This window comes from Microbacterium sp. Bi98, from assembly GCF_918698045.1.
In the GTDB taxonomy this organism is placed as follows: domain Bacteria; phylum Actinomycetota; class Actinomycetes; order Actinomycetales; family Microbacteriaceae; genus Microbacterium.
In genome coordinates, this window is record NZ_CAKKLK010000005.1 from 172562 (window position 1) to 193357 (window position 20796).

20 protein-coding genes are annotated in these 20796 nt (G+C 68.7%); 10 read left to right on the top strand and 10 right to left on the bottom strand.

What is annotated here, in order from left to right; translation table 11 throughout:
• Position 1: 1 nt before the first annotated feature.
• The 4 genes from LQZ85_RS10360 to LQZ85_RS10375 are packed head-to-tail and all read right to left on the bottom strand — an operon-like array spanning position 2 to position 2712.
• Positions 2 to 316: a hypothetical protein gene (locus LQZ85_RS10360; protein ID WP_056276528.1), complete on the bottom strand. Its 315-nt coding sequence runs from the start codon at positions 314 to 316 to the stop codon at positions 2 to 4.
• Positions 300 to 1721, bottom strand: coding sequence for a hypothetical protein (locus LQZ85_RS10365; RefSeq protein ID WP_230100866.1), 1422 nt, complete (start codon positions 1719 to 1721; stop codon positions 300 to 302). Before LQZ85_RS10365 ends, LQZ85_RS10360 begins: the two co-directional genes overlap by 17 nt.
• Positions 1718 to 2473: an ABC transporter ATP-binding protein gene (locus LQZ85_RS10370; RefSeq protein WP_230100867.1), complete on the bottom strand. Its 756-nt coding sequence runs from the start codon at positions 2471 to 2473 to the stop codon at positions 1718 to 1720. Before LQZ85_RS10370 ends, LQZ85_RS10365 begins: the two co-directional genes overlap by 4 nt.
• Positions 2474 to 2502: 29 nt before the next feature.
• Positions 2503 to 2712, bottom strand: coding sequence for a hypothetical protein (locus LQZ85_RS10375; RefSeq protein ID WP_201778466.1), 210 nt, complete (start codon positions 2710 to 2712; stop codon positions 2503 to 2505).
• Between the two features lie 196 nt (positions 2713 to 2908).
• On the opposite strand from LQZ85_RS10375, the gene LQZ85_RS10380 reads away from it, so the two are divergent.
• The 3 genes from LQZ85_RS10380 to LQZ85_RS10390 all read left to right on the top strand — a co-directional run bounded on the left by LQZ85_RS10380 (position 2909) and on the right by LQZ85_RS10390 (position 5063).
• Positions 2909 to 3697: a MerR family transcriptional regulator gene (locus LQZ85_RS10380; RefSeq protein ID WP_056276545.1), complete on the top strand. Its 789-nt coding sequence runs from the start codon at positions 2909 to 2911 to the stop codon at positions 3695 to 3697.
• A 162-nt stretch (positions 3698 to 3859) separates the two neighbouring features.
• Positions 3860 to 4234: a hypothetical protein gene (locus tag LQZ85_RS10385; RefSeq protein WP_056276548.1), complete on the top strand. Its 375-nt coding sequence runs from the start codon at positions 3860 to 3862 to the stop codon at positions 4232 to 4234.
• A 4-nt stretch (positions 4235 to 4238) separates the two neighbouring features.
• Positions 4239 to 5063: a nitroreductase family protein gene (locus LQZ85_RS10390; RefSeq protein WP_053098629.1), complete on the top strand. Its 825-nt coding sequence runs from the start codon at positions 4239 to 4241 to the stop codon at positions 5061 to 5063.
• A 3-nt stretch (positions 5064 to 5066) separates the two neighbouring features.
• Here LQZ85_RS10390 and LQZ85_RS10395 read toward each other — a convergent pair whose 3' ends face one another.
• Complete coding sequence (locus LQZ85_RS10395) at positions 5067 to 6596, bottom strand: FAD-dependent oxidoreductase (RefSeq protein ID WP_056276551.1); 1530 nt, start codon at positions 6594 to 6596, stop codon at positions 5067 to 5069.
• 86 nt (positions 6597 to 6682) lie between these two features.
• On the opposite strand from LQZ85_RS10395, the gene LQZ85_RS10400 reads away from it, so the two are divergent.
• The 4 genes from LQZ85_RS10400 to LQZ85_RS10415 all read left to right on the top strand — a co-directional run bounded on the left by LQZ85_RS10400 (position 6683) and on the right by LQZ85_RS10415 (position 11370).
• Complete coding sequence (locus LQZ85_RS10400) at positions 6683 to 7072, top strand: CrcB family protein (RefSeq protein ID WP_056276554.1); 390 nt, start codon at positions 6683 to 6685, stop codon at positions 7070 to 7072.
• Positions 7069 to 7428, top strand: a complete 360-nt coding sequence (locus tag LQZ85_RS10405) for a CrcB family protein (protein WP_056276557.1) — start codon at positions 7069 to 7071, stop codon at positions 7426 to 7428. The genes LQZ85_RS10400 and LQZ85_RS10405 overlap by 4 nt, the downstream gene beginning before the upstream one ends.
• Positions 7429 to 7527: 99 nt before the next feature.
• Positions 7528 to 8118: a TetR family transcriptional regulator gene (locus tag LQZ85_RS10410; RefSeq protein WP_056276561.1), complete on the top strand. Its 591-nt coding sequence runs from the start codon at positions 7528 to 7530 to the stop codon at positions 8116 to 8118.
• 21 nt (positions 8119 to 8139) lie between these two features.
• Positions 8140 to 11370 (top strand): efflux RND transporter permease subunit, encoded by a 3231-nt coding sequence (locus LQZ85_RS10415; protein WP_056276564.1) that lies wholly within the window; start codon positions 8140 to 8142, stop codon positions 11368 to 11370.
• Positions 11371 to 11482: 112 nt separating this feature from the next.
• On the opposite strand, the gene LQZ85_RS10420 is transcribed toward LQZ85_RS10415, so the two are convergent.
• Positions 11483 to 12379, bottom strand: a complete 897-nt coding sequence (locus LQZ85_RS10420; protein WP_056276567.1) for an aldose 1-epimerase family protein — start codon at positions 12377 to 12379, stop codon at positions 11483 to 11485.
• A 292-nt stretch (positions 12380 to 12671) separates the two neighbouring features.
• On the opposite strand from LQZ85_RS10420, the gene LQZ85_RS10425 reads away from it, so the two are divergent.
• Complete coding sequence (locus LQZ85_RS10425; RefSeq protein ID WP_056276568.1) at positions 12672 to 14963, top strand: DEAD/DEAH box helicase; 2292 nt, start codon at positions 12672 to 12674, stop codon at positions 14961 to 14963.
• 190 nt (positions 14964 to 15153) lie between these two features.
• Here LQZ85_RS10425 and LQZ85_RS10430 read toward each other — a convergent pair whose 3' ends face one another.
• Positions 15154 to 15693 carry a YaeQ family protein gene (locus tag LQZ85_RS10430; protein ID WP_053098637.1) on the bottom strand — a complete coding sequence of 180 codons (540 nt, stop codon included), beginning with the start codon at positions 15691 to 15693 and terminating at the stop codon, positions 15154 to 15156.
• A 64-nt stretch (positions 15694 to 15757) separates the two neighbouring features.
• Entirely contained in the window at positions 15758 to 16819 is a 1062-nt protein-coding gene (locus LQZ85_RS10435; RefSeq protein WP_056277685.1) for an Rv2578c family radical SAM protein, read from the bottom strand.
• Between the two features lie 83 nt (positions 16820 to 16902).
• Between LQZ85_RS10435 and LQZ85_RS10440 the strand changes: the two genes are divergently transcribed.
• Together LQZ85_RS10440 and LQZ85_RS10445 are read left to right on the top strand one after the other, a co-directional pair.
• Positions 16903 to 17835, top strand: a complete 933-nt coding sequence (locus LQZ85_RS10440) for a M15 family metallopeptidase (protein WP_056277687.1) — start codon at positions 16903 to 16905, stop codon at positions 17833 to 17835.
• Between the two features lie 163 nt (positions 17836 to 17998).
• Entirely contained in the window at positions 17999 to 19162 is a 1164-nt protein-coding gene (locus LQZ85_RS10445; RefSeq protein ID WP_053098639.1) for an acyl-CoA dehydrogenase family protein, read from the top strand.
• Positions 19163 to 19280: 118 nt separating this feature from the next.
• Here LQZ85_RS10445 and LQZ85_RS10450 read toward each other — a convergent pair whose 3' ends face one another.
• Complete coding sequence (locus LQZ85_RS10450) at positions 19281 to 19919, bottom strand: ECF transporter S component (RefSeq protein WP_082586489.1); 639 nt, start codon at positions 19917 to 19919, stop codon at positions 19281 to 19283.
• Positions 19916 to 20791 (bottom strand): siderophore-interacting protein, encoded by an 876-nt coding sequence (locus LQZ85_RS10455; protein WP_230100868.1) that lies wholly within the window; start codon positions 20789 to 20791, stop codon positions 19916 to 19918. The genes LQZ85_RS10450 and LQZ85_RS10455 overlap by 4 nt, the downstream gene beginning before the upstream one ends.
• Positions 20792 to 20796: the final 5 nt, after the last annotated feature.

The following is a 20796-nucleotide window of genomic DNA, read 5'->3' on the forward strand; positions in this document are numbered from 1 at the left end:
GTCAGTCGGCCTCGGCGAGGAGCTGCCTCTTCCGTTCGAGAAGCCCGTCGTGCACGACGAACACGGCGAGGATGAACACGGCGACCACGATCACGCCGAGGATCAGCGGAAGGGGATCGTTGACGCCGGTGCCGAGCTGGACCGCGCCCTCGGCGCTCTGCCGGACGTCGACGAAGACCGAGTCGAAGAACCCCAGGCGTCGACCCTCGGCGGATCCTCCGGTGAACATCAGCCAGATCGCGGCGGTGACGGCGGATCCTGCGATGACGACGAGCGCTCCGACGACGCTGATGGCGGCCCTAAACAACCACTTCATGACGAGAGGTCCTTTCTATCCTGTCCATCCCTGCGATGGAGAGTGCGGCGGCGATCAGGGTGAGCGCGAGCATCACTCCGACCGTGAACAGTGGGGGAAGACCCAGGAGGTTGGTGCCGAGCATGATCGTGCCCGTCACGAGGCCGGCGACGGCGGCTCCCGCGATGACCGAGAAGGGGTTGCCCTTCTCGGGCGGGAAGGCGATGCCGGCGAGGGTGAGCACGATGACGTTCGACACCGCGAAGCCGACGACGGAGAGGATCTCGTCGAGCCTCGCCCCGGTGAGAGCGGACAGGATGCTGATCGGCGGTGCGATGATCGCGAGGGTCGCCAGCTGGGGTCCGATCACGAGCAGATACCGCATGCCTGGACCATGGCGGCGAGGACCGCACGCCCGCAGGGGCTCCGTCGAGACGTAGGCGTACACGGACTGCACGGTGACGGCCAGCAGCAGGATCGGCGGGAGTCGGATGTCGGCGAGGAAGAGCGCGTAGGAGCCTGCGAGGGAGATGCCGCAGACCGTCACCGTCTCGATTCCCCTGATGTGGGCGGCGAAGTAGGCGCCGAACTCCGTGGGGCCGAACAGGCGGGGCACGATCGCGAAGCGACGGGTCGGATCGAACTGTCGCGGCGCGATCGCGAAGACGGCGCAGACCAGCAGCGCCAGCATGGCCAGCCAGATGCCCGTGGCCGCCATGGTCCCGTGACTCGCGGCGATGTCGGCGAAGAGCAGCTGCACCGCGAAGTAGTCGTCGCCCTGGCCGACCGCCGCGAAGAGCACGGATTCCGACTGCGTCGACACGCCGAGGTAGAGGGCGACGAGGGTCGCCGCCAGCACCACCGGCACGATGAACGCCCGGAGCCTCGCCAGCCGCAGGCGCAGCAGCAGTCGCTCGAGGCCCAGGTAGTAGACGCTCGCGACGAGATAGGCGACGGTCGAGGGCATGACCAGGCAGGTGATGACCTGATCGAGGATCCCGAATCCGCCGATCGAGATCGTGCCGGTGACCAATGCGCCGAGCATGAGCACCACGCCGAGGCCCACGACCAGCGACTCGAAGAGCATGAATCCCAGCGTTCGCGCCCGATTGGTCAGGGGGAACGAGAACGTGAGCTCGACCAGATCGCTCGCCTTCATGAAGAGCACGCGCACGACCGTGAAGACCGTCAGGATCCACAGCGGGGTGGACACGCCGACGACGCGCAGAAGCGGGGAGAGCTGCTCGGGCTCGCTGATCAGCTGGCGGAGGATCACCACCCCGAACGCGCAGAAGCCGACGAAAGCGGCGAGACCGGCGAGAGCGATCGTCCAGCGCACGGACGGCAGGCGCAGCACGCCCCGACGAGCGATGCGCCTCACGAGGAACACCGAGAGGAAGCCGGCGAGCTGCAGGGCGGGAGTCATTCCACCGCCCTCGACGGCTGCGCGATCGCGGTCTTGACGAGGGAGTCGACCGAGCCGAATTCGCGCAGGATGCGGGGGAGTGGGAGGTCGAAGGCGATCTCTCCGCGACGCAGCACGATGATGCGGTCGCACACGGCCTCGAGAAGACGGAAGTCATGGCTGCACAGCAGCAGCCCCTTCGCCCCTCCGATCCGGGATGCATCCGTCTCGAATTCGAAGAGCGCATCGACGTCGACGCCGTTGAGCGTCTCATCGATGATCGTGAGCGGGCGCTCGAGCAGAAGCGTCGAGATGAGCTGGATCTTCTTGCGCATGCCGTGCGAGTAGTCCTCGATGAGGTCGAACTGACGCGCCTCCATCTGATAGCGGCTGAGGAGTTCGTCGGCCCTGGTCGGGTCGGCACGGTGGCGATAGAGGCGGAGCATCAGATCGAGGTACTCGCGCCCGGTCAGGAACTGCGGCAGGTAGTCGTTGCTCGCGATGAAAGCCAGCTGCTCGCGCGATGCGCGATCCTGATGAGGGCGCCCGGTGATGCGGATGCTCCCCTGGCCGAGCTGCAGCAGATCGGCGGTGAGGCGGATGAGCGTCGACTTGCCCGATCCGTTGGGTCCGACGAGACCCACTTTCTCGCCGCGCTCGATCGCGAACGACACATCACGGAGCGCCGGAGCGCGCTTCGAGTAGGCGAACGAGACCGATGAGACGTCGAGGAGGACGCGCGGGTCCGGTGCGAAGCCGTCGCTTCCGGACATCGGGGTCGATGTCCGGAAGCGACGAGGGGTTAGACGCATTCGATCCACACTGAGACGCCGCTCTTGCCCCACTGCCAGTTGCCGGTGAAGCGCCTGCCACCCGCCTTGAAGAAGCACCACAGCGCCAGCGCTGCCAGGAACGCGACGCCGAACACGAGAATCGCCGCGATCACCACCAGCCACCAGGCATCGAGACGCATGATCGCCTCATCCAGTGCGTCCTGTGCGCGGCGCTTCATCAGCGTCGGCTCCATTGCCGCCATTAGGGACATCTGTCCACCTCCGTTTTGTCGTTACACACGGAGGCTGTCATCGCTGCGCCACGAAAGCTAGTCATTCGAGTGCAGAATGCTGACATGCGTGGATTCACTTGACATTGACGCAGCGTCAACTTCTACCGTGGAGTCATCATCAGTTCCAGGGAAGGAGGACGAGATGGCCGGTCGCGAATGGTCGATCCAGGACATCGCCCGTCTCGCGGGCACCACGAGCAGAACGCTGCGTCACTACGACGACGTGGGCCTGCTGCCGCCCTCGCGCATCGCGCACAACGGCTACCGGCACTACGACGAGGCGGCGCTCGTGCGCCTGCAGCGCATTCTGCTGCTGCGCGAGCTCGGACTCGGTCTGCCGCAGATCGCCGAGGTGCTCGACCCGGTGAACGCACGGCAGAGCGAGGAATCCGCGCTGGAGACGCACCTCGAGCTGCTGCGCGAGGAACAGAACCGACTGGCGCGGCAGATCGCGTCGGTCGAGAACACCATCAACGCATTGAGAGGAGGTGAAGAACTCATGGCAGAGAACATGTTCGACGGTTTCGACCACACCCGTTACAAGGAGGAGGTCGAGCAGCGCTGGGGTCGGAAGACCTACGCCGACAGCGACCGCTGGTGGCGCGGGATGACCGACGCCGATCGCGCCGACTGGCAGCAGCGCGTCTCCGACCTCGGCCGGGACTGGACAGCTGCCGCCGAGAGCGGCATCGATCCGGCGTCCGCCGAGGCTCAGGACATCGCCCGCCGTCACGTCGAGTGGCTGACCGGCATCCCGGGCACTCCCGCGGCCGTGCCCGGCGGCGACGTCAAGGCGTACGTCATCGGCCTCGGCGAGATGTACGTCGCCGACCCGCGCTTCGGCGCGAACTACGCCACGTCCGCCGGCGGAACGCAGGGCGCCGAGTTCGTCCGCGACGCGCTCCGCATCTACGCGGACGGCAACCTGTAACCCGCTGCACCGCCTTCGCCGGTCGCCGCGGGGTCGAGAGCGCATCCGAATCACCCGATTCCGATGTGTTCTCGACCCCGCACGGGAGTCACGGCATTGCACAGGTGCGGACACCGGATCAAGGCCGGGAGCGGATGCCGGAGGTGGGCGTAGGGTCATGGCATGGGCCACCGACGCAGACGCACGGATGCCGCGCCGCTGTTCGCGGCGGCGGCCGTCGCCTACACCGCGAACGTCGCCCTCGGTTCGGCCGTCGCCGCGAGACTCATCGACACGAGCAGCTTCCGCTGGCTGCACCATGCGATCTACATAGCGACGTGCGCCACTTCGGCCGCCGCGTTCTCGGCGATCCTCTGGGGCCGGCCGAAGCACGCGAGCCGTCGCGCGGCCCTGGCGCTCGCGCCCGCCGCCGCACCGCTCGCCGCCATCCCGTATCTCGGCACGCACAGCCGACGGCATCCGCTCGTCGCGCTCGCCGCAGCCCCCTTCATCGTCGCGGGCCTCGTCTGCTCGCGCCTCGCCACCGACCGGAAGTGAACGCATGGAACTGCTCGACGCCATCCGCCGCCGCAAGACCACGAACGGGCCCTTCCTGCCCGACCCGGTATCGGAGGAGCATCAGCGCATCCTGCTGGAGGCGGCAGGTCGGGCGCCGTCGCAGCTGAACAGCCAGCCGTGGCGGTTCGTGGTCGTCGAGAACCGCGACACGATCGACAAGATCGCCCGCATCTCGGGCGACAGCATGACCGAGGCGATGTCGAACGGCACGTTCTTCGAACGCTACAAGCCGTACTTCCGTTTCAGCCAGGCCGAGATGGAGGAGAAGCGCAGCGGGATGCTGTTCGACAAGCTCCCCGCGGCCCTCCGCCCGTTCACGAGTCAGGTGTTCACCAAGCGCGGCCAGAAGCTGATGAACACGTTCGGGGTGCCGAAGACCCTCGGGGAGGAGAATCACAAGCTCGTCGCGGGATCGCCGCTGCTGCTGGGCGTGATGCTCGATCGCAGCGAGTACCGACCGGGCCAGCTGTCGTCGTTCTACTCGGTGTTCAGCATGGGCGCGGCGATGGAGAACGTCTGGCTCACCACGGTCGAGCTCGGCATGGGCATCCAGTTCATCTCGTTCCCGATGGAGGTCCCTGGGCAGTGGGACGAGATCGTGAAGCTGCTGCGCGTGCCGGACGACCTCGAGCTCATGGCGGTGTACCGCCTCGGCTATCTGCCGCCCGAGCAGCGCCGCCCGGCCATCGACTGGTCGAGCCATCAGCGCAAGCTCGCCTCGCAGTATGTGTTCCGCGAGAACTGCGACCAGCCGCAGCAGGGATGGGACGCGCCGCCGCCGGGCGCCGGAGCGCCGACGGCGGGCTGAGCCTCAGCCGCCGACCTTGCGGGGCAGGGGCTTGAGGTCCTGCAGCGCCGGCCCCTCGATGCGCGTGCCGTCCGCCGTGAAGCGCGAGGCGTGCAGCGGGCAGTCCCACGTGCACTCGGCGTCGTTCCAGTCGAGCACGCCTCCGAGGTGCGGGCACACGGCCGAGACGGCCCGAGTGACGCCGTCGACCGTCGAGATGCCCACGGGTCGGCCGCTGCGGTTCGCGACCACGCCCTCGCCCTCTGCCGGCTTCGGGACCGGCACGGGGCGACGCTCGGCGTCGACCCACCCGGTCGTCGCGGCGGCGGCGACCTTGGCGCCCTCGATGGCCCCGCGGGCCAGATCGGCCGGCACGGTGAGCCTCGTGCCGATCTTGACCATCCACGACGGTCGGTCGTGCCAGTTCGCACCGAGGATCTCCGCGGTGAGACGCAGGGCGGCGGCGGGGGCGTTCGACAGGCCCCACTTGGCGTACCCGGTCGCGAAGCGGATGCGGCCGAGACCCCGGGGCATGGCGCCGACGAACGGGATCTGGTTGTTCGACTGATAGTCCTGGGCGGACCAGCGGTGGGTCTCCTCGGCATCCGGGAAGTACCGCCTCGTCCACTCGACCAGATCGTCGATCGCGGCGGTCTCGCCGTCCGAGCGGCCGACGGAATGGCCGTTTCCGCCGACCACCAGTCGCGCAGGACCGCCGGGGCCGTCCGCATCCGACACCGGGCGGATCGAGCGCGTGGGGCTGTCGACCGAGATGAACGTGCTGTCCGGCACGCCGCCGGGGAGGCGGAACGAGACGCAGTACGAGCGGAAGGCGCGCATCTTCGCGAAGTAGAGTCCCCGGTCGAGGATCGGGTACCCGGTCGCGATCACGATGTGATCGGCGAACATCGGGCCCAGCAGCGTCTCGACTCGAGGGTCGGGCAGCGCATGCGTCGCCGTGACCCGGACGCCGGTGTGCAGGGTTCCTCCGGCGGAGAGAAGCTCGTCCGCGAGCGCGTGGGTGACGAGTGCCGGATCGATGGTCACCTGGTCGTCGAGCGCCACGGCTCCCGCTGCGGGGAAGGCCGCACCGGCCAGCTCTCCTCGCGTGAGCATCCTGGTCTCGAGGCCCGCCTCCCGCGCCGCCTCGTGCACTTCGCGCACCGAGTCGATGCCGCCGGCGTCCTGCGCGTACGAGTGGTCGATCCGTCGCTCGTAGCTGACTCCCGCATGATCGGCGAAGCCGACCAGCCAGTCCATGCCCTCGCGATTTCCCTCGACGTAGGCCTGCACGAGCGCCGCGGAGTGGTGCTTGCGGATCTCGGCGAGACGCTTCCCCTGCAGCAGGGTGAGCTTGCCGGTGTTGCCGCCGGTCGCGAGCTCGGCGACGGATCCCGCCTCGATCACGGCGACGTCGAGACCGGCGCGCGTGAGCATGACCGCCGTGCTGAGGCCGGTGAGGCCCGCACCCACGATGATCACGTCGTGTCGTGCGCCGGGGTCGAACGGTGTGCCGATGGGCGGGGTCCGGTCGAGCTTCCACAGTGGCTTCATGGCCTCAGTCTTCGCCCGCCGACCGGCTTCGCCCAACGGGTTGACATTCGAGGGATGCGTTGCAACGGCGCGGATAGAGTTGCCGGGTGACCTTTCGCCGCCTGCTCCTCGTCTTCGTCGGCGGCAGCATCGGCACCGCCGCTCGGCTCGCGATCGGTCTGCTGATGCCGGATGTCGGGGGCGTGCCTGTCGCGACGATCGTCGTGAACGTGCTCGGATCGCTGCTGATCGGCCTTCTCGCCGCGCGCCTGCCCGGCGCCACGGAGCTCAGACTGCTGCTCGGCACGGGCGTGCTCGGCGGCTTCACGACCTACAGCGCGTTCATGACCGGAACGGTCGCGCTCTGGGGCGACGCCCCGGTGCTCGCATTCGCGTATGCGGCCGCCAGTCTGGTCCTGGGACTCGCTGCCGCCGCGGCGGGCCTGCGACTCGGACGCCCGCGTCGACCGACGCTCCCTGCGGGAGGGAGGGCATGACTCCGCTGCTGTTCGTCGCGGCCGCACTCGCCGGAGGGGTGGGAGCCCTCCTCCGGTACGTCATCGACCTCGGTGTGTCGAAGGTCGTCGGACGCCGCCTCCCTTGGGGCATCCTCGTCGTCAATCTCACCGGATCGTTCGCGTTGGGCCTGCTGACCACGGCACTGCCGTCCGAGTCGTTCGTGGTCGGGGCCGGTCTTCTCGGCGGATACACGACGTTCAGCACCGCCATGCTCGACACCGTGGTGCTGTGGCGAGACGGTCAGCGCAGAGCATCCGCTGTCAACGCCATCGGGATGCTTCTGCTCGGGCTGATCGCCGCTGGTCTCGGGCTGGCGCTCGGGTCGACGCTCTGACCGTCGACGCCGGGATCCGGGCGAACCCACAGCTTGGCGATGCAGAATGTACAAACGTACATGTACGCCCGTACAGGAATGATCGCGCTGGGGGTCAGGATGAGCGATGGCACGCGCCGCCGCCGCGATCCTGAAGCGCGCCGTCGCGAGATCATCACCGCGGCAGCCGAGCTGATCGTCGAGATCGGCGTCGACGCACTCACCCACCGCAAGGTCGCAGCCCGGGCCGGAGTGCCGCTGGGATCGACGACGCAGTACTTCGCCACGCTCGACGATCTGCGTGACGCGGCGATCGGAGCGCTGGCCGCCGAGATCGAGGCGCGCATCGACGCGACACGACGGGCCGTCGTGATCGAGGGAGTGACGCCAGAGGGGCTCGCGCGCCTCGTGCGCCGCGGGCTCGAGGACGCACGCGCAGTCCAGGCCGACCGCGCCGTCGTGACCGCCGCGGTGCATGACCCGCGCGTCCGGCAGTTCGCGCGACTGTGGTCCGACGAGATCGTCGGCTTCATCGCGCCCGTTCACGGGGTCGACAGAGCGAGGGCCGCAGCCGTCTTCATCGACGGCGTACTCTGGCACTCTCAGATCCACGACGAGCCGCTCGACGAAGAGCTCATCCGCGACGCCCTCGCCGGGATCCTCACTCCTCAGGCGTCCACCTCCGCACCCACCGCCGCAGCATCCGCCTGACCCGCAGAGAGAGAATCCGCCTTGTCGAACCTCGCCGTCCTGAGTCTGAAGAACCGCGCACTGATCGCGTTGATCACGATCGTCGCCGCCGTGTTCGGCGGGCTCGCTCTGACGAACCTCAAGCAGGAGCTCATCCCGTCGCTCGAGCTGCCCAACCTGATGGTCATGACGACCTACCCCGGCGCCTCGCCCGAGGTCGTCGAGAACGACGTCTCGACCCCCATCGAGTCGGCGATCCAGGGTGTCCCCGGCCTCGAGGGCACGACCGCCACGAGCACGACGAACGCCTCGATCGTGCAGGCCACCTTCGCCTACGGCACCAACCTCGCGACCGCCGAGCAGAAGATCCAGCAGGCGATCAACCGCATTTCGGGGCAGCTGCCGGAAGACGTGAGCCCGCAGGTGCTGACGGTGTCGATCGATGACTTCCCGGTGATCCAGGTCGCCGTGACCGGCTTCGAGGACGCCGAGAACGCACAGGCCGAGCTGCAGAGCGTCGCGATCCCCGAACTCGAAGACGTCGACGGGGTCAACGCCGCGGAGATCATCGGCGGCGTCGGCCAGCGCATCACGATCACACCCGACGTCTCGAAGCTGGCGGCGATCGGTCAGAGCACGCAGGCCATCACCACGGCGCTGCAGCAGAACGGCACGCTGTTCCCCGGCGGAGACATCACCGAGAACGGCCAGACGCTCACCGTCCAGACCGGTGCGAAGATCACCTCGGTCGATGAACTCGCGGCGCTGCCGCTCGTCGGCACCACCGAGAGCATCGGCGACGTCGCCACGGTGGTGCAGGAGAGCGACCCCATCTCGTCGATCTCGCGCGTCGACGGCAAGGACGCCCTCTCGATCTCGATCACCAAGCTGCCGGCCGCGAACACCGTCGAGGTGTCGCAGGGTGTCATCGCCGCGCTCGACACGATCGGCGAGGCCTTCCCCGACGCCGAGTTCACGATCATCTTCGACCAGGCTCCGTTCATCCAGCAGTCCATCGAGACGCTCGCCACCGAGGGCCTGCTCGGACTCGTCTTCGCCGTGATCGTCATCCTCGTGTTCCTGCTGTCGATCCGCTCGACGCTCGTCACGGCGATCTCGATCCCCACCAGCGTGCTCATCACCTTCATCGGGCTGCAGGCGTTCGGCTACTCGCTGAACATCCTCACCCTCGGCGCGCTCACGATCGCGATCGGCCGTGTGGTCGACGACTCGATCGTCGTGATCGAGAACATCAAACGCCATTACGTGGGGGATGCCGACAAGGGAGACGCCATCCGTCTGGCGGTGCGCGAGGTGGCGATGGCGGTCACATCCTCGACCATCACGACGGTCGCCGTCTTCCTGCCCATCGTGTTCGTCGGCGACATGGTCGGCGAGCTGTTCCGGCCGTTCGCCATGACCGTGTCGATCGCGATGGTCGCGTCACTGCTGGTCTCGCTGACCATCGTGCCGGTGCTCGCGTACTGGTTCCTCCGCCCGGGCAAGCCGCTGCTCGATGAGAACGGCGTGCAGATCGACCCGGAGGACCCGGACGCTCCGCCGACGCGACTGCAGAAGGGCTACCGTCCGATCCTCGGCTGGACGCTGAAGCACTCCGGCCTGACCGTCGTGCTCGCCGTCGTGGTGCTCGGTGCGACGCTCGCCGCCGCACCGCTCATGAAGATCAACTTCCTCAGCGACTCCGGTCAGAACACCATGACGGTGACGCAGGACCTCGGCCCGACCGCGAGCCTGGAGACCAAGTCGGAGGCGGCGATCGCCGTCGAGGACGCACTGCTCGACATCGACGGCATCACCCACGTGCAGGCCTCGATCGGCTCGAGCGGATCCGCCCTGCGTGACGCGTTCTCGGGCGGAGCGGGCGTGACCTACTCGGTGCTCACCGACGCGGATGCCGACCAGGAGAAGCTCCGAGCCGATGTCCAGGACGCGATCGAGGGGCTCACCGACGTCGGTGAGGTGTCGGTCGCCGCCTCCGCCGGACTCGGCTCGAGCGACATCGAGATCACCGTCTCGGCATCCGACTCCGAAGACCTGCAGACCGCCACCACCGCCGTGGTGGACGAGCTCGACGGTCGGGACGGCATCGGACAGGTCACCGACAACCTCGCCGCGGCTCTGCCGTACCTGGCCGTGGTCGTCGACCGCGACGCCGCCGCGCAGCGTGGACTGTCGGAGGTCGCCGTCGGATCCATCGTCTCGAACACGATGCGCCCCCAGCAGGTGGGCACGGTCGAGATCGACGACACCGCGCTGACGATCTACCTCGCCGCATCCGAGCCGCCCGCCACCGCGCAGGCGCTTCGTGAGCTCACCATCCCGAGTGCCACCGGTGTGGTGCAGCTGCAGGACATCGCGACCGTCGAGGAGCGCAACGGCCCGACCTCCATCACCACCGAGCAGGGACGCCGCACCGCCACGATCACGGTGCCCCCGGCATCCGACAACCTCGCCGTGGCGACCCAGTCGGTCACCGAGGCGCTGGCCGCGGTCGACCTGCCTGACGGCGCGTCGGCCGAGGTGGGCGGTGTCGCCTCGCAGCAGGCCGACTCGTTCTCGCAGCTCGGGCTCGCCATGCTCGCCGCGATCCTGATCGTCTACGTCGTGATGGTCGCGACGTTCAAGTCGCTGCGTCAGCCGCTGCTGCTGCTCGTCTCTGTGCCGTTCGCGGCCACGGGCGCGATCCTGCTGCAGATCGTCACGGGTGTGCCGCTCGGCGTCGCCTCGCTGATCGGTGTGCTGATGCTCATCGGCATCGTCGTGACCAACGCGATCGTGCTCATCGACCTCGTCAACCAGTATCGCGAGAAGGGGCTGTCGACGATCGATGCGGTGAAGGCCGGTGGCGAGAAGCGTCTGCGTCCGATCCTCATGACGGCGCTGGCGACGATCTTCGCGCTCACCCCGATGGCACTCGGCATCACCGGGCACGGCGGGTTCATCTCGCAGCCGCTCGCCATCGTCGTGATCGGTGGACTCATCTCATCGACCGTTCTGACGCTGATCGTTCTGCCGACGCTCTACAACCTGGTCGAGGGTGCGAAGGAGCGGCGACGCGCCCGCAAGGCGGGGTCGGGCGACGACGGCTCTGCACCGAACGGCGACTCGGACCCCTCGGACGGCCCTCGTCCTTCGGGCGATCTGGCGCTGGCCGGCGCGGGCACGTCGGAATCGGGCTCGGCGGAATCGGGTTCGTCGCTGCCGCACGCGAATCAGCTGACGCGCCGGGAGCTGCGCGAGCGCGGCGAGTAGTCGCCCTCGCCGTCCCGTCCTCCGCACGACGGAGTCTGACGCCCGCCCGGAACTTCATTCCGGGCGGGCGTCAGCCGTTTCCGGCGGAGTTGTGGAGCGGGCGCCGCCGAGCTCAGTCGAGCGTGATGCCCCAGTCGAGGGTCCAGGTCTCACCGGGGGCGAGGCGGCGCAGGCCGACACCGCTGTTCAGTGCATCGGCGGGCGCGGTCATGGGCTCGATCGCCACCGCGAGGGACTGGCCCGGGTACTTGTCGGTCGTGTAGACCTGCACGAAGTCGAACCCGGCGCCCTGCCAGAGGGTGAGTCGCCGACCGTCGGGGGCGGTCAGCGAGTGCCGGACCAGCCCGTCGGCATCACGGTGGAGGTCGGTGAATCCGGTGTCGAGGCTCACATCGCCGATGCGCACTCCGTCGCGCAGCGCGGCATCCGCCGGGTGCGTGCCCGTGGGGAGCATGCGCTCGTCGGTGTCGAACGCGGTCTGCGCCGGCACCCGCAGCACGAGCTCGTGCGGGTCGACGTCGCCGATCGTCACGAACGGATGCGTGCCGAGTGCCACCGGTGCCGCAGTGGCGGAACGGTTGGTCAGCGCGTGCGTGACGTCGATCCCGTCGGCACGCAGCACGTAGGTGACACTGGTCTCGACGAGATAGGGGTAGCCCGTCTGCGGCACGATCGTGGCGCTCAGCGTCGTCGCCGACGCCGTCTCCTCGATCGCGTAGGCCGTGAATCGCAGCAGCCCGTGGCTGGCGTTCATGAACTTCGGCTCGGTGATCGCGAGCTGCCGCTCGGTGCCCTCGTCGTTCCAGACTCCATCCCTGACGCGATTCGGCCAGGGCGTGAGCACGACGCCCGAGCAGGAAGGGGTCGGCGAGTCGAGTGGATACGGGGCGATCAGATCGACGGATCCGATGCGGAGCGAGCGGAGGGATGCGCCGACCTGCGCGATCTGAGCGCTGACGTCGCCGAGCTGGAGGTGCACCTGTGTGCCGGTGGGGGATGCGGAGTTCACTCCGCAATCGTATGGCGAGCAGCATCCGCGATGGGGCTGGGCGGTTTTTCAGGTGCGACCGCTACACTTGATGGGTCGGCTTCGGACACCCGCGCATGGCGCGGACGTTTTTGTGTAAGAAGTGTGAGTCCAGGGGCCGATGGTGAGCGTCGCTCGACGCTAATCAACCATCACATGAATGGCCCCGGCCGCTGACAGTCCGGAACCCCGTCCGATCGCATCCGATCCGGCGCTGGGTGCTCGCGCGTGTGCGCGGCGCTGTTCTCGTGCGAGAACTCAGAAGGACACACCCATGCCCAAGAACAAGAAGCCCCGCGGCGGACGCCCCTCCGCCAACTTCGAGCCGCGCTACGGCGCGAACAAGACCTCGTTCCACGACCGCCACGCCGGTGGGCGCGACAGCGCTCGCGGCACCCGCGATTCCCGCGACGTGCGGGGCGGACGAGCGGATGCCGGCGAGCGGCGCACCCCGGCGGCCGGCGTCGACCGTCGTCCCGGCAGCCGCAGCGCCAGCCACCGCGGCTACCGTCCCGCAGAAGAGGGCGCACCCAAGCAGCGCTGGTCCTCGCAGGAGCGCGCGGGTCGCGATGAGGCCCGTGGCATCCGCAACCGTGCGGAGTCGGGTCGCCGCGAGGCACCGCACCGTGGCGGTTCCGAGCGTCCGCGCTTCGACGATCGTGCCGAGCGCCCCCGCTACAACGACCGTTCCTCCACGGGCTTCGACCGTCCGCGTCGCGATGACCGCGGCGGCCAGCGTCCGACCGGTCCCGGTACGTACCGCGATGAGCGCGGCGGCCAGCGCGACGAGCGTCCGCGCCGCGACGACCGCGGTGCGGGCACGCAGCGCCAGGGCTTCCGCGACAACGATCACCGCGATGGCGGACGTCCGGGCCGTGACCAGCGCTCCGGCGGCTTCCGCGACGATCGCGGTGGTCAGCGCTTCTCCCGTGACGAGCGCCCGCAGCGCGACGACCGCGGCGCATCCGAGCGTCCGCGCTTCAACCGCGCGGCATCCGAGCGTCCCCGCTTCGACCGTGACGACCGCCCGCGTCGTGACGACCGTGGCGCGGGCCCGCGTCGCGATGACCGCGGCGCCGAGCGTTCCTACGACGCCGACCGCGCACGCCGTGCCTTCGACCGCGACCGCACGCAGCGGTCGATCGAGGGTGGGCGTGACGAGCGTTCGCGTCCCTCGACCGGTGGCGCGTACCGCACCGATCGTCCCCGCCCGCTGACGTCAGACACCCGCGGGCGGCCGTCGCGCAATGAGCGACCCAGCCGTAACGACTGGAACGCCACATCGAGCGCGGCACCCGCCAAGAAGTTCGAGCCGACGGACGACGTCGTGCACGAGCGCCTCGAGGCCAAGTCCGTCGCGGCGGTCGAGGTCGACGGTGTGACCTTCGGCGACCTGGGTCTCGGATCCAACATCGTCGAGACCCTCGTCGGCATGGGAGCGGCGACTCCGTTCCCCATCCAGGCGGCCAGCATCCCGGCCGTGCTCGAGGGGCGCGACGTCCTCGCCCGTGGCCGCACCGGCTCAGGCAAGACCATCGCCTTCGGCGCACCGCTCGTCGAGCGCGTGCTGCAGTCGCAGGCGGGCAAGCGCCGTGAGTTCGGCCGCTCGCCGCGCGCGATCATCCTCGCTCCCACGCGCGAGCTCGCACTGCAGATCGACCGGACCATCCAGCCGATCGCCCGCAGCGTCGGCCTGTTCACCACGCAGATCTACGGTGGCGTCCCGCAGGGCCGTCAGGTGGGTGCGCTGAAGAAGGGCGTCGACATCGTCATCGGCACCCCCGGTCGTGTCGAGGACCTCATCAACCAGGGCAAGCTCGACCTCTCCGACTGCCGCATCGCGGTGCTCGACGAGGCCGACCACATGTGCGAGCTCGGATTCGTCGAGCCCGTGCAGCGTATCCTGCGTCACACGGCCGACGGCAGCCAGAAGCTCCTCTTCTCGGCCACGCTCGACCGTGAGGTCGCGGCACTCGTCGACGAGTTCCTCGTCGACCCGGCCGTCTACGAGGTCGCCGGTGAAGATCAGGACTCGAGCACCATCGAGCACCGTGTGCTCGTGATCGAGCACCGCGACAAGGCCGAGATCCTCACCTCGCTCGTCGACCGCGACGGCAAGACCCTGGTCTTCGCCCGCACCCGCGCCTACGCCGACATGCTCGCCGAGCAGTTCGACGACGCCGGCATCCCCGCGGTCTCGCTGCACGGTGACCTCAACCAGGCCAAGCGCACGCGCAACCTGGAGCGCCTGACGTCGGGTCGCGTGAACGTGCTCGTCGCCACCGACGTCGCCGCCCGCGGAATCCACGTCGACGACATCGACCTGGTCGTGCAGGCCGACGCTCCTGACGAGTACAAGACGTACCTGCACCGTTCAGGCCGCACCGGCCGCGCCGGTCGCTCGGGACGCGTCGTCACGCTCATCACGCGTCAGCGCCAGCGTCGCATGACCGAGCTGCTGGAGCGTGCGGAGATCGACGCGCCATTCGAGAACGCGCGCATCGACGACGACCTGATCGAGGAGATCGCCGGTCGCGTGCCGACCGCCGCCGACCTCACGGCCTGATCCGTCACGTTCGAAGGCCTCGCTCCCGCATTCGCGGCGGCGGGGCCTTCGTCGTTTGCTCGGCCGATCTGCGGCACAGGGATGCGCGGTGCGGTCGGGTGCGCGTCCTGCGAAGGAGATCTCTCACTCCGAAGGGCTGACGCGTCGGATCGCTCCTACGGAGCGCGTGATCTCCTTCCGAGCGTGCGGCTCAGCCGAGCTGGTGCTCGTGGATGGCCGTGGTCAGTGTCGTGCCGTTGAGGTCGAGGTAGAGCACCTGCTCGGTCACGGTGAGCGTCATCGTGTTGCGGCGTGCGATGAGCGGTGCCGCGGAGTCGATGAAGCCGGGGTCGAAGCTGTAGACCCGGAGGTCCTCGGAGCGGTGGATGCGCTTGTCGGCCCACGGCGCCATGACCTTCGCGGGGTCGCGGTGCGTATAGACGACGGTGCGCTCGGCGAGGCGGCTGCCGTAGTGGAGGCGCTCTGCATCGGGGGCGCCGACTTCGATCCACGCCGTCGTCTTCCCGGTGAGGTCGCGCACCAGCACGGCGGGCTCATCGGTCTGCGAGATGCCGCCGCCGAATGCGATGCCCTCGGTGAACTCGAGTCCATAGGCGAGCACGCGGGTCAGCATGTAGGCGTCGGTCTCGGACGGATGCCGCGCCACGCGCAGCGAGTAGTCGTCGTAGACACCGCGATCCATGTCGGCCAACTGGACGTCGAACGTGTGCATCGTGGAGCCGGTAGCCATAACGCTCGAGCCTACGCGCCCCGGGGGTGGCTTCCCGACCTCCGACGCTCCACCGGACCGGCGTTCAGAACAGCATCGGCTGTGCGGGGGCGGGCGCTGGCGTGAATGCGGGCGCCGGCCTCCCGTGCGGTGCAGAAGCCCGGATGCCGCGCACGGGGTAGTCGTCCTCGTGCTGCCCATCGAGTCCGTGCAGTCTGATCAGCGGCCGTGCGCGCTTCGCGAGCCATTGGCGGTAGCCCTTCGGCGCCTCGGCGGAGACTCCGGGGTACAACCCGCGATACGACGACACGAGGTCGGGGCGGAAACCCTCGAGCCACAGCATGAACCAGGGCTTCACTCCGGCGCGCAGGTGCAGGGCGCCGTAGATCACGCGGCTCGCTCCGGCCTCCTTGATGCGCCGCAGGGCGGTGTCGATCGCCTCGACCGAGTCGGTCATGTGGGGCATGATCGGCATCAGGAAGACGGTGACGCGGAAGCCGGCATCCCGCAGTGCGCGTACCGTGTCGAGCCGTGCCTGGGTCGTCGGAGTCCCGGGTTCGATCGCCTTCTGCAGATCGTCGTCGTACATCGCGATGGACATCTGGATGTCGACGGGAACACGCTGCGCCGCCCGCACCAGCAGCGGGATGTCGCGCCTGATCAGGGTGCCTTTGGTGAGGATCGACATCGGTGTGCCCGACGTCGCGAGGGCATCGATGATCCCCGGCATCAGCTTGTACCGACCCTCGGCGCGCTGATACGGATCGGTGTTCGTGCCCAGAGCGACCGTCTCGTGCTCCCAGCTGCCGCGACGCAGCTCCTTCTGCAGCACCTCGACGACGTTGACCTTCACGACGATCTGCGAATCGAAGTCCGATCCGCCGTCGAGATCGAGATACTCGTGCGTTCCTCGGGCGAAGCAGTAGACGCAGGCATGGCTGCACCCGCGGTACGGGTTGATGGTCCAGGCGAACGGCATGCGCGATGCGCCGGGTACATGGTTGAGGGCCGACTTCGACAGCACCTCATGGAACGTCATGCCTGCGAACTCCGGCGTAGTCACCGTGCGGAGCACGCTGGAGCGATCTTCGAGGCCGGGCAGCGCAGCGGCGTCGACGTCACCGAGTTTCTGTCCTTGCCACCGCATGTCCTCCATTCGAACATAAAGACGATACTCCGTCAACCGAGCGTGTGAATTCTGTTCGAATGGACATGAGGGACAATGGAAGCATGTTCTTCCCGCCGCAGCCTCAGCATGCGGCGCCGCGCTCCCCGATCCGCGGACCCGCACTGCCCATCGGTCTCGCGGCGACGGCGATCGGCGTCCTGCTGTCGCTGGCCGGTGCGCCGGTGGCCGAGACGACCGACGAGCTGGCGATGCCGCAGCCGTCCGTCGTGCAGGAGGTGCCGGCGGTCGAGGTCGGTGCGACCACCGCTGCCGATCCGTGTTCGGAGCCGAGCGTGCTCGAGGCGATAGCCGTCGCCGACGATGCGGCGATCATCGCCGGCTTCGGGGGTGGCGAGAGCTTCCGTTCCGCTGTCGTGGCGGGCAACGCACCCTGCATCGCGCTCGACGACCCGGCTCACGTCTGGGTCGTCGTCAACAAGGCGCGTCCGCTCGCTCCGGTCTCCTTCGCGCCGTCGGCGCTCGCCGACCTTCCGCTGCAGATGACCACCCGCTCCGGTCAGGCGCGGACGGACGTCGCCGCGGCGGTCGGAGAGATGGCGGATGCGGCGGCCGCCGAGGGCGCGGGGCGCATCGGAGCGAACAACGGCTACCGATCGTATGAGCTGCAGGTCGTGACCCACGCCTCGCATGTGCGCAACAGCGGGCAGGCGGGAGCGGACGCCTCGTCGGCGCGTGCCGGTCACAGCGAGCATCAGACGGGGCTGGCGCTCGATCTCGTGGCGTGCGATTCGTCGTGCGGAGCCATCGAGTCGTTCGGCGCGACGGTGCAGGGGCAGTGGATCGCGGCGAACGCCTGGGAGTACGGCTTCATCGTGCGCTACGAGCAGGTCGGCTCCGGCATCACCGGATACAAGCCCGAGCCCTGGCACCTGCGATATCTCGGACGCGAGCTCGCGGCGGCGTATCACCACGGCGGTTATCACACGCTGGAGGAGTTCTTCGGGCTCCCCGCGGCCCCTGATTACGCCCACTGAGTGCAGTGACAGCGGCGCGTGTGCGACCGCATTGCGGCATCCGACAATCGCGGTACCGAGTCTCACGGATTGTGGGATGCATTCTCACAACGAGCTGTCGCGGTGTCGGCGACCCGGCATAGAATCGCCGGAGCAATGACGCACGAACGTTCGGGAGGACGCAATGGAACGCGACATCTACGAAGAGGATCACGAGGCCTTCCGCGACCTCGTCAAGGACTTCGTCAAGCGCCACGTGAACAACGAGGCCATCGAGCGGTGGGATGCCGCGGGTGAGATCGACCGGGCGACGATGCTGGCCGCAGGCGAGGCCGGTCTGATCGGACTGTCCGTCCCCGAGGAGTTCGGCGGTGCCGGCATGCTGCAGGACTACCGCTTCCGCACCATCGTCATGGAGGAGGTCATCGCTTCCGGAGCAGGGTCGCTCGCCGGTGCCTTCGGCATCCAGGACGACCTCGCCGTGCCCTACCTCGTACACATGGGCACGCAGGAGCAGAAGGAGAAGTGGCTGCCCCGCATGGCAACGGGCGAGGTGCTCGGTGCGCTCGCCATGACCGATCCCGGCGCGGGCTCTGACCTGCGCGGCATCAAGACCAACGCGAAGAAGGTCGACGGGGGCTACATCCTCAACGGCGCCAAGACGTTCATCTCGTCGGGCTCGACGGCCGACGTCGTGGTGACCTTCGTCAAGACCGGTGAGGGCAACCGTCCCGACGCGTTCAGCCTGCTGCTCGTCGAGAAGGGCATGGAGGGCTTCGATCAGGGCAAGAAGCTCAGCAAGATGGGCTTCCACGGCTGGGACACGGCCGAGCTCAGCTTCACCGACGTGTTCATCCCCGACGAGAACCTCATCAGCGGCAAGGAGGGGCAGGGCTTCATCCAACTGATGCTGAACCTGCCGCTCGAGCGGCTGTCGATCGGCGTGGCCGCGGCCGCTGCCGCCCAGGCCGCCCTCGACTGGACCGTCGCCTACACGAAGGACCGTGAGGCGTTCGGTGAGCGCATCGCCGACTTCCAGAACACCCGCTTCCGGCTCGCCGACATGGCGGCGACCACCGACGCGATGTGGGCGTACATCGACCGTGCGCTGCTCGCCTACAAGAACAGCACCCTCACCGCCGAGGACGCTGCGAAGGTCAAGTTCTGGGCGACCGAGCGCGAGTGGGAGGTGCTCGACACGGGTGTGCAGCTGCACGGCGGCTACGGCTACATCATGGAGTACCCGATCGCCCGCGCCTTCACCGACGCCCGTGTGCACCGCATCTACGGCGGCACGAACGAGATCATGCGCGACCTCGTCGGCCGCCAGATCGTCGGCAAGCGCTGACGAACCTCTCAGAGAAGGGCCTCGGATGCCGGCATCCGGGGCCCTTCTCCTGTCGATGGCACGGCTGCCCGCAGGAAACGGGCCTGCAGGCGCGCAGGCGGACAGGAGCCAGCGCGGGTCAGCGGGGCAGTCGGCCACCGACGCCGGCCTTGCGCAGCCGATCGGCGATGAGGATGCCGAGTGCGGTGGCGCCGAGGCAGCTGCCGAGGGTCACGGCGAAGAAGGTGATCTGGAGGGGAAGCCCGAAGCTGCCGAGATCGAACGAGGCCCAGGCGAGGATCGGGTAGACGATGCCGACGATCAGTGCCCCGAGGTAGTGCAGCCAGGTTCCCCAGTAGCGCCAGAGGACGAACAGGAACGGCAGCTCGGTGAACGCCGCCCACCAGAGGTTGGTGGCCACGCTGCTGAAGCCGTGGCCCGAGAACGGCACGATCACGAGACCGGCCAGCAGGCCCACCAGCAGGCCGACGAGTGGGCGCCGCAGCAGGCGGAGGGCGATCACCGAGGGGAGCAGCCAGAGGCCGGCCAGCGCCACGCTCACGAAGGGCAGGCCGGGGAAGAGGATCGTCGAGATCCAGTTCGCCGGGGCGAGGAGCGCGCCACCGGCGACTCCGAGTGCCGCGCACGTCAGCAGGATCGCCGTCGGGATGCGGAATCGCGAGCGTCCGCCGCCGGTGCGGGGTCGATTCTGCACCTCGGAGCCCGATTCGCGGTGCGTTTCCGACCCCGCACCGTTCACAGCATCCGCGCCGTTCATGCGAGGGGCTCCGCCGCAGCTTCGCGGGCCGCCTTCGAGGTGGGCGAGGCCGCGCCGATCTTCCAGTAGCCGCAGAAGCTCACGTCGTTCTTGTCGACACCGCGCTCGCCGACGAGATGCTTGCGTGCACCCGAGGCCAGCGACTGCTCGCCCGCGGCGTACGCGTGGAACGGCGCTGCCGGCAGCGTCAGCTCGCGCAGCCGGGCGAGGGCGAACGACCCCGGGTCGAACTCGTGCGGCCGCGCGAGCCAGATGATCTCGACGCCGGCGGGGTGCGGGAACTCCAGAGCGTCGGCCTCGGACGGCACCTCGATGATCGCCGTTCCCGTCGCGTCCGCAGGCAGTGACGCGCAGATCGAGGCGATCGCGGGGAGCGCCGTCTGATCGCCGACCAGCACCACGCGATCCGTTCCGCGCTGCGGGTTGAACGTGAGGCCCTCGTCGATGATGAGCACGTGCTCGCCGGGTTCGCAGGTCTCCGCCCAGCGCGACGCGGGGCCGGCCGTGCCGTCGGCCGCAGACCCGTGCAGCACGAAGTCGATGTCGATCTCGGCGCCCGACTCGGCGGTGGCCCCCCGGTACGCGCGCACGCTGTAGTTGCGCATGACCGGGCGCTCGCCGTCGGGGATCCGCAGGAACCTGAGGTATCCGAACATCTTGTTCGCCTTCGCGGGAACGCGGTCGAGCCCCGCATCGCCGCCGATCGGCAGGAACAGGCGGAACCACTGGTCGAAGCCCATCGGGCGGAACTTCTCGATCTCACCGCCTCCGAGCGTGACCCTCATCCAGTGCTCGGAGAGGCGCTCGGTGCGCAGCACGCTGAGATGGAGGAGTTCGGCGGTCTCGGGCTTGACCAGTCTGCTGTATGCCATGCGGG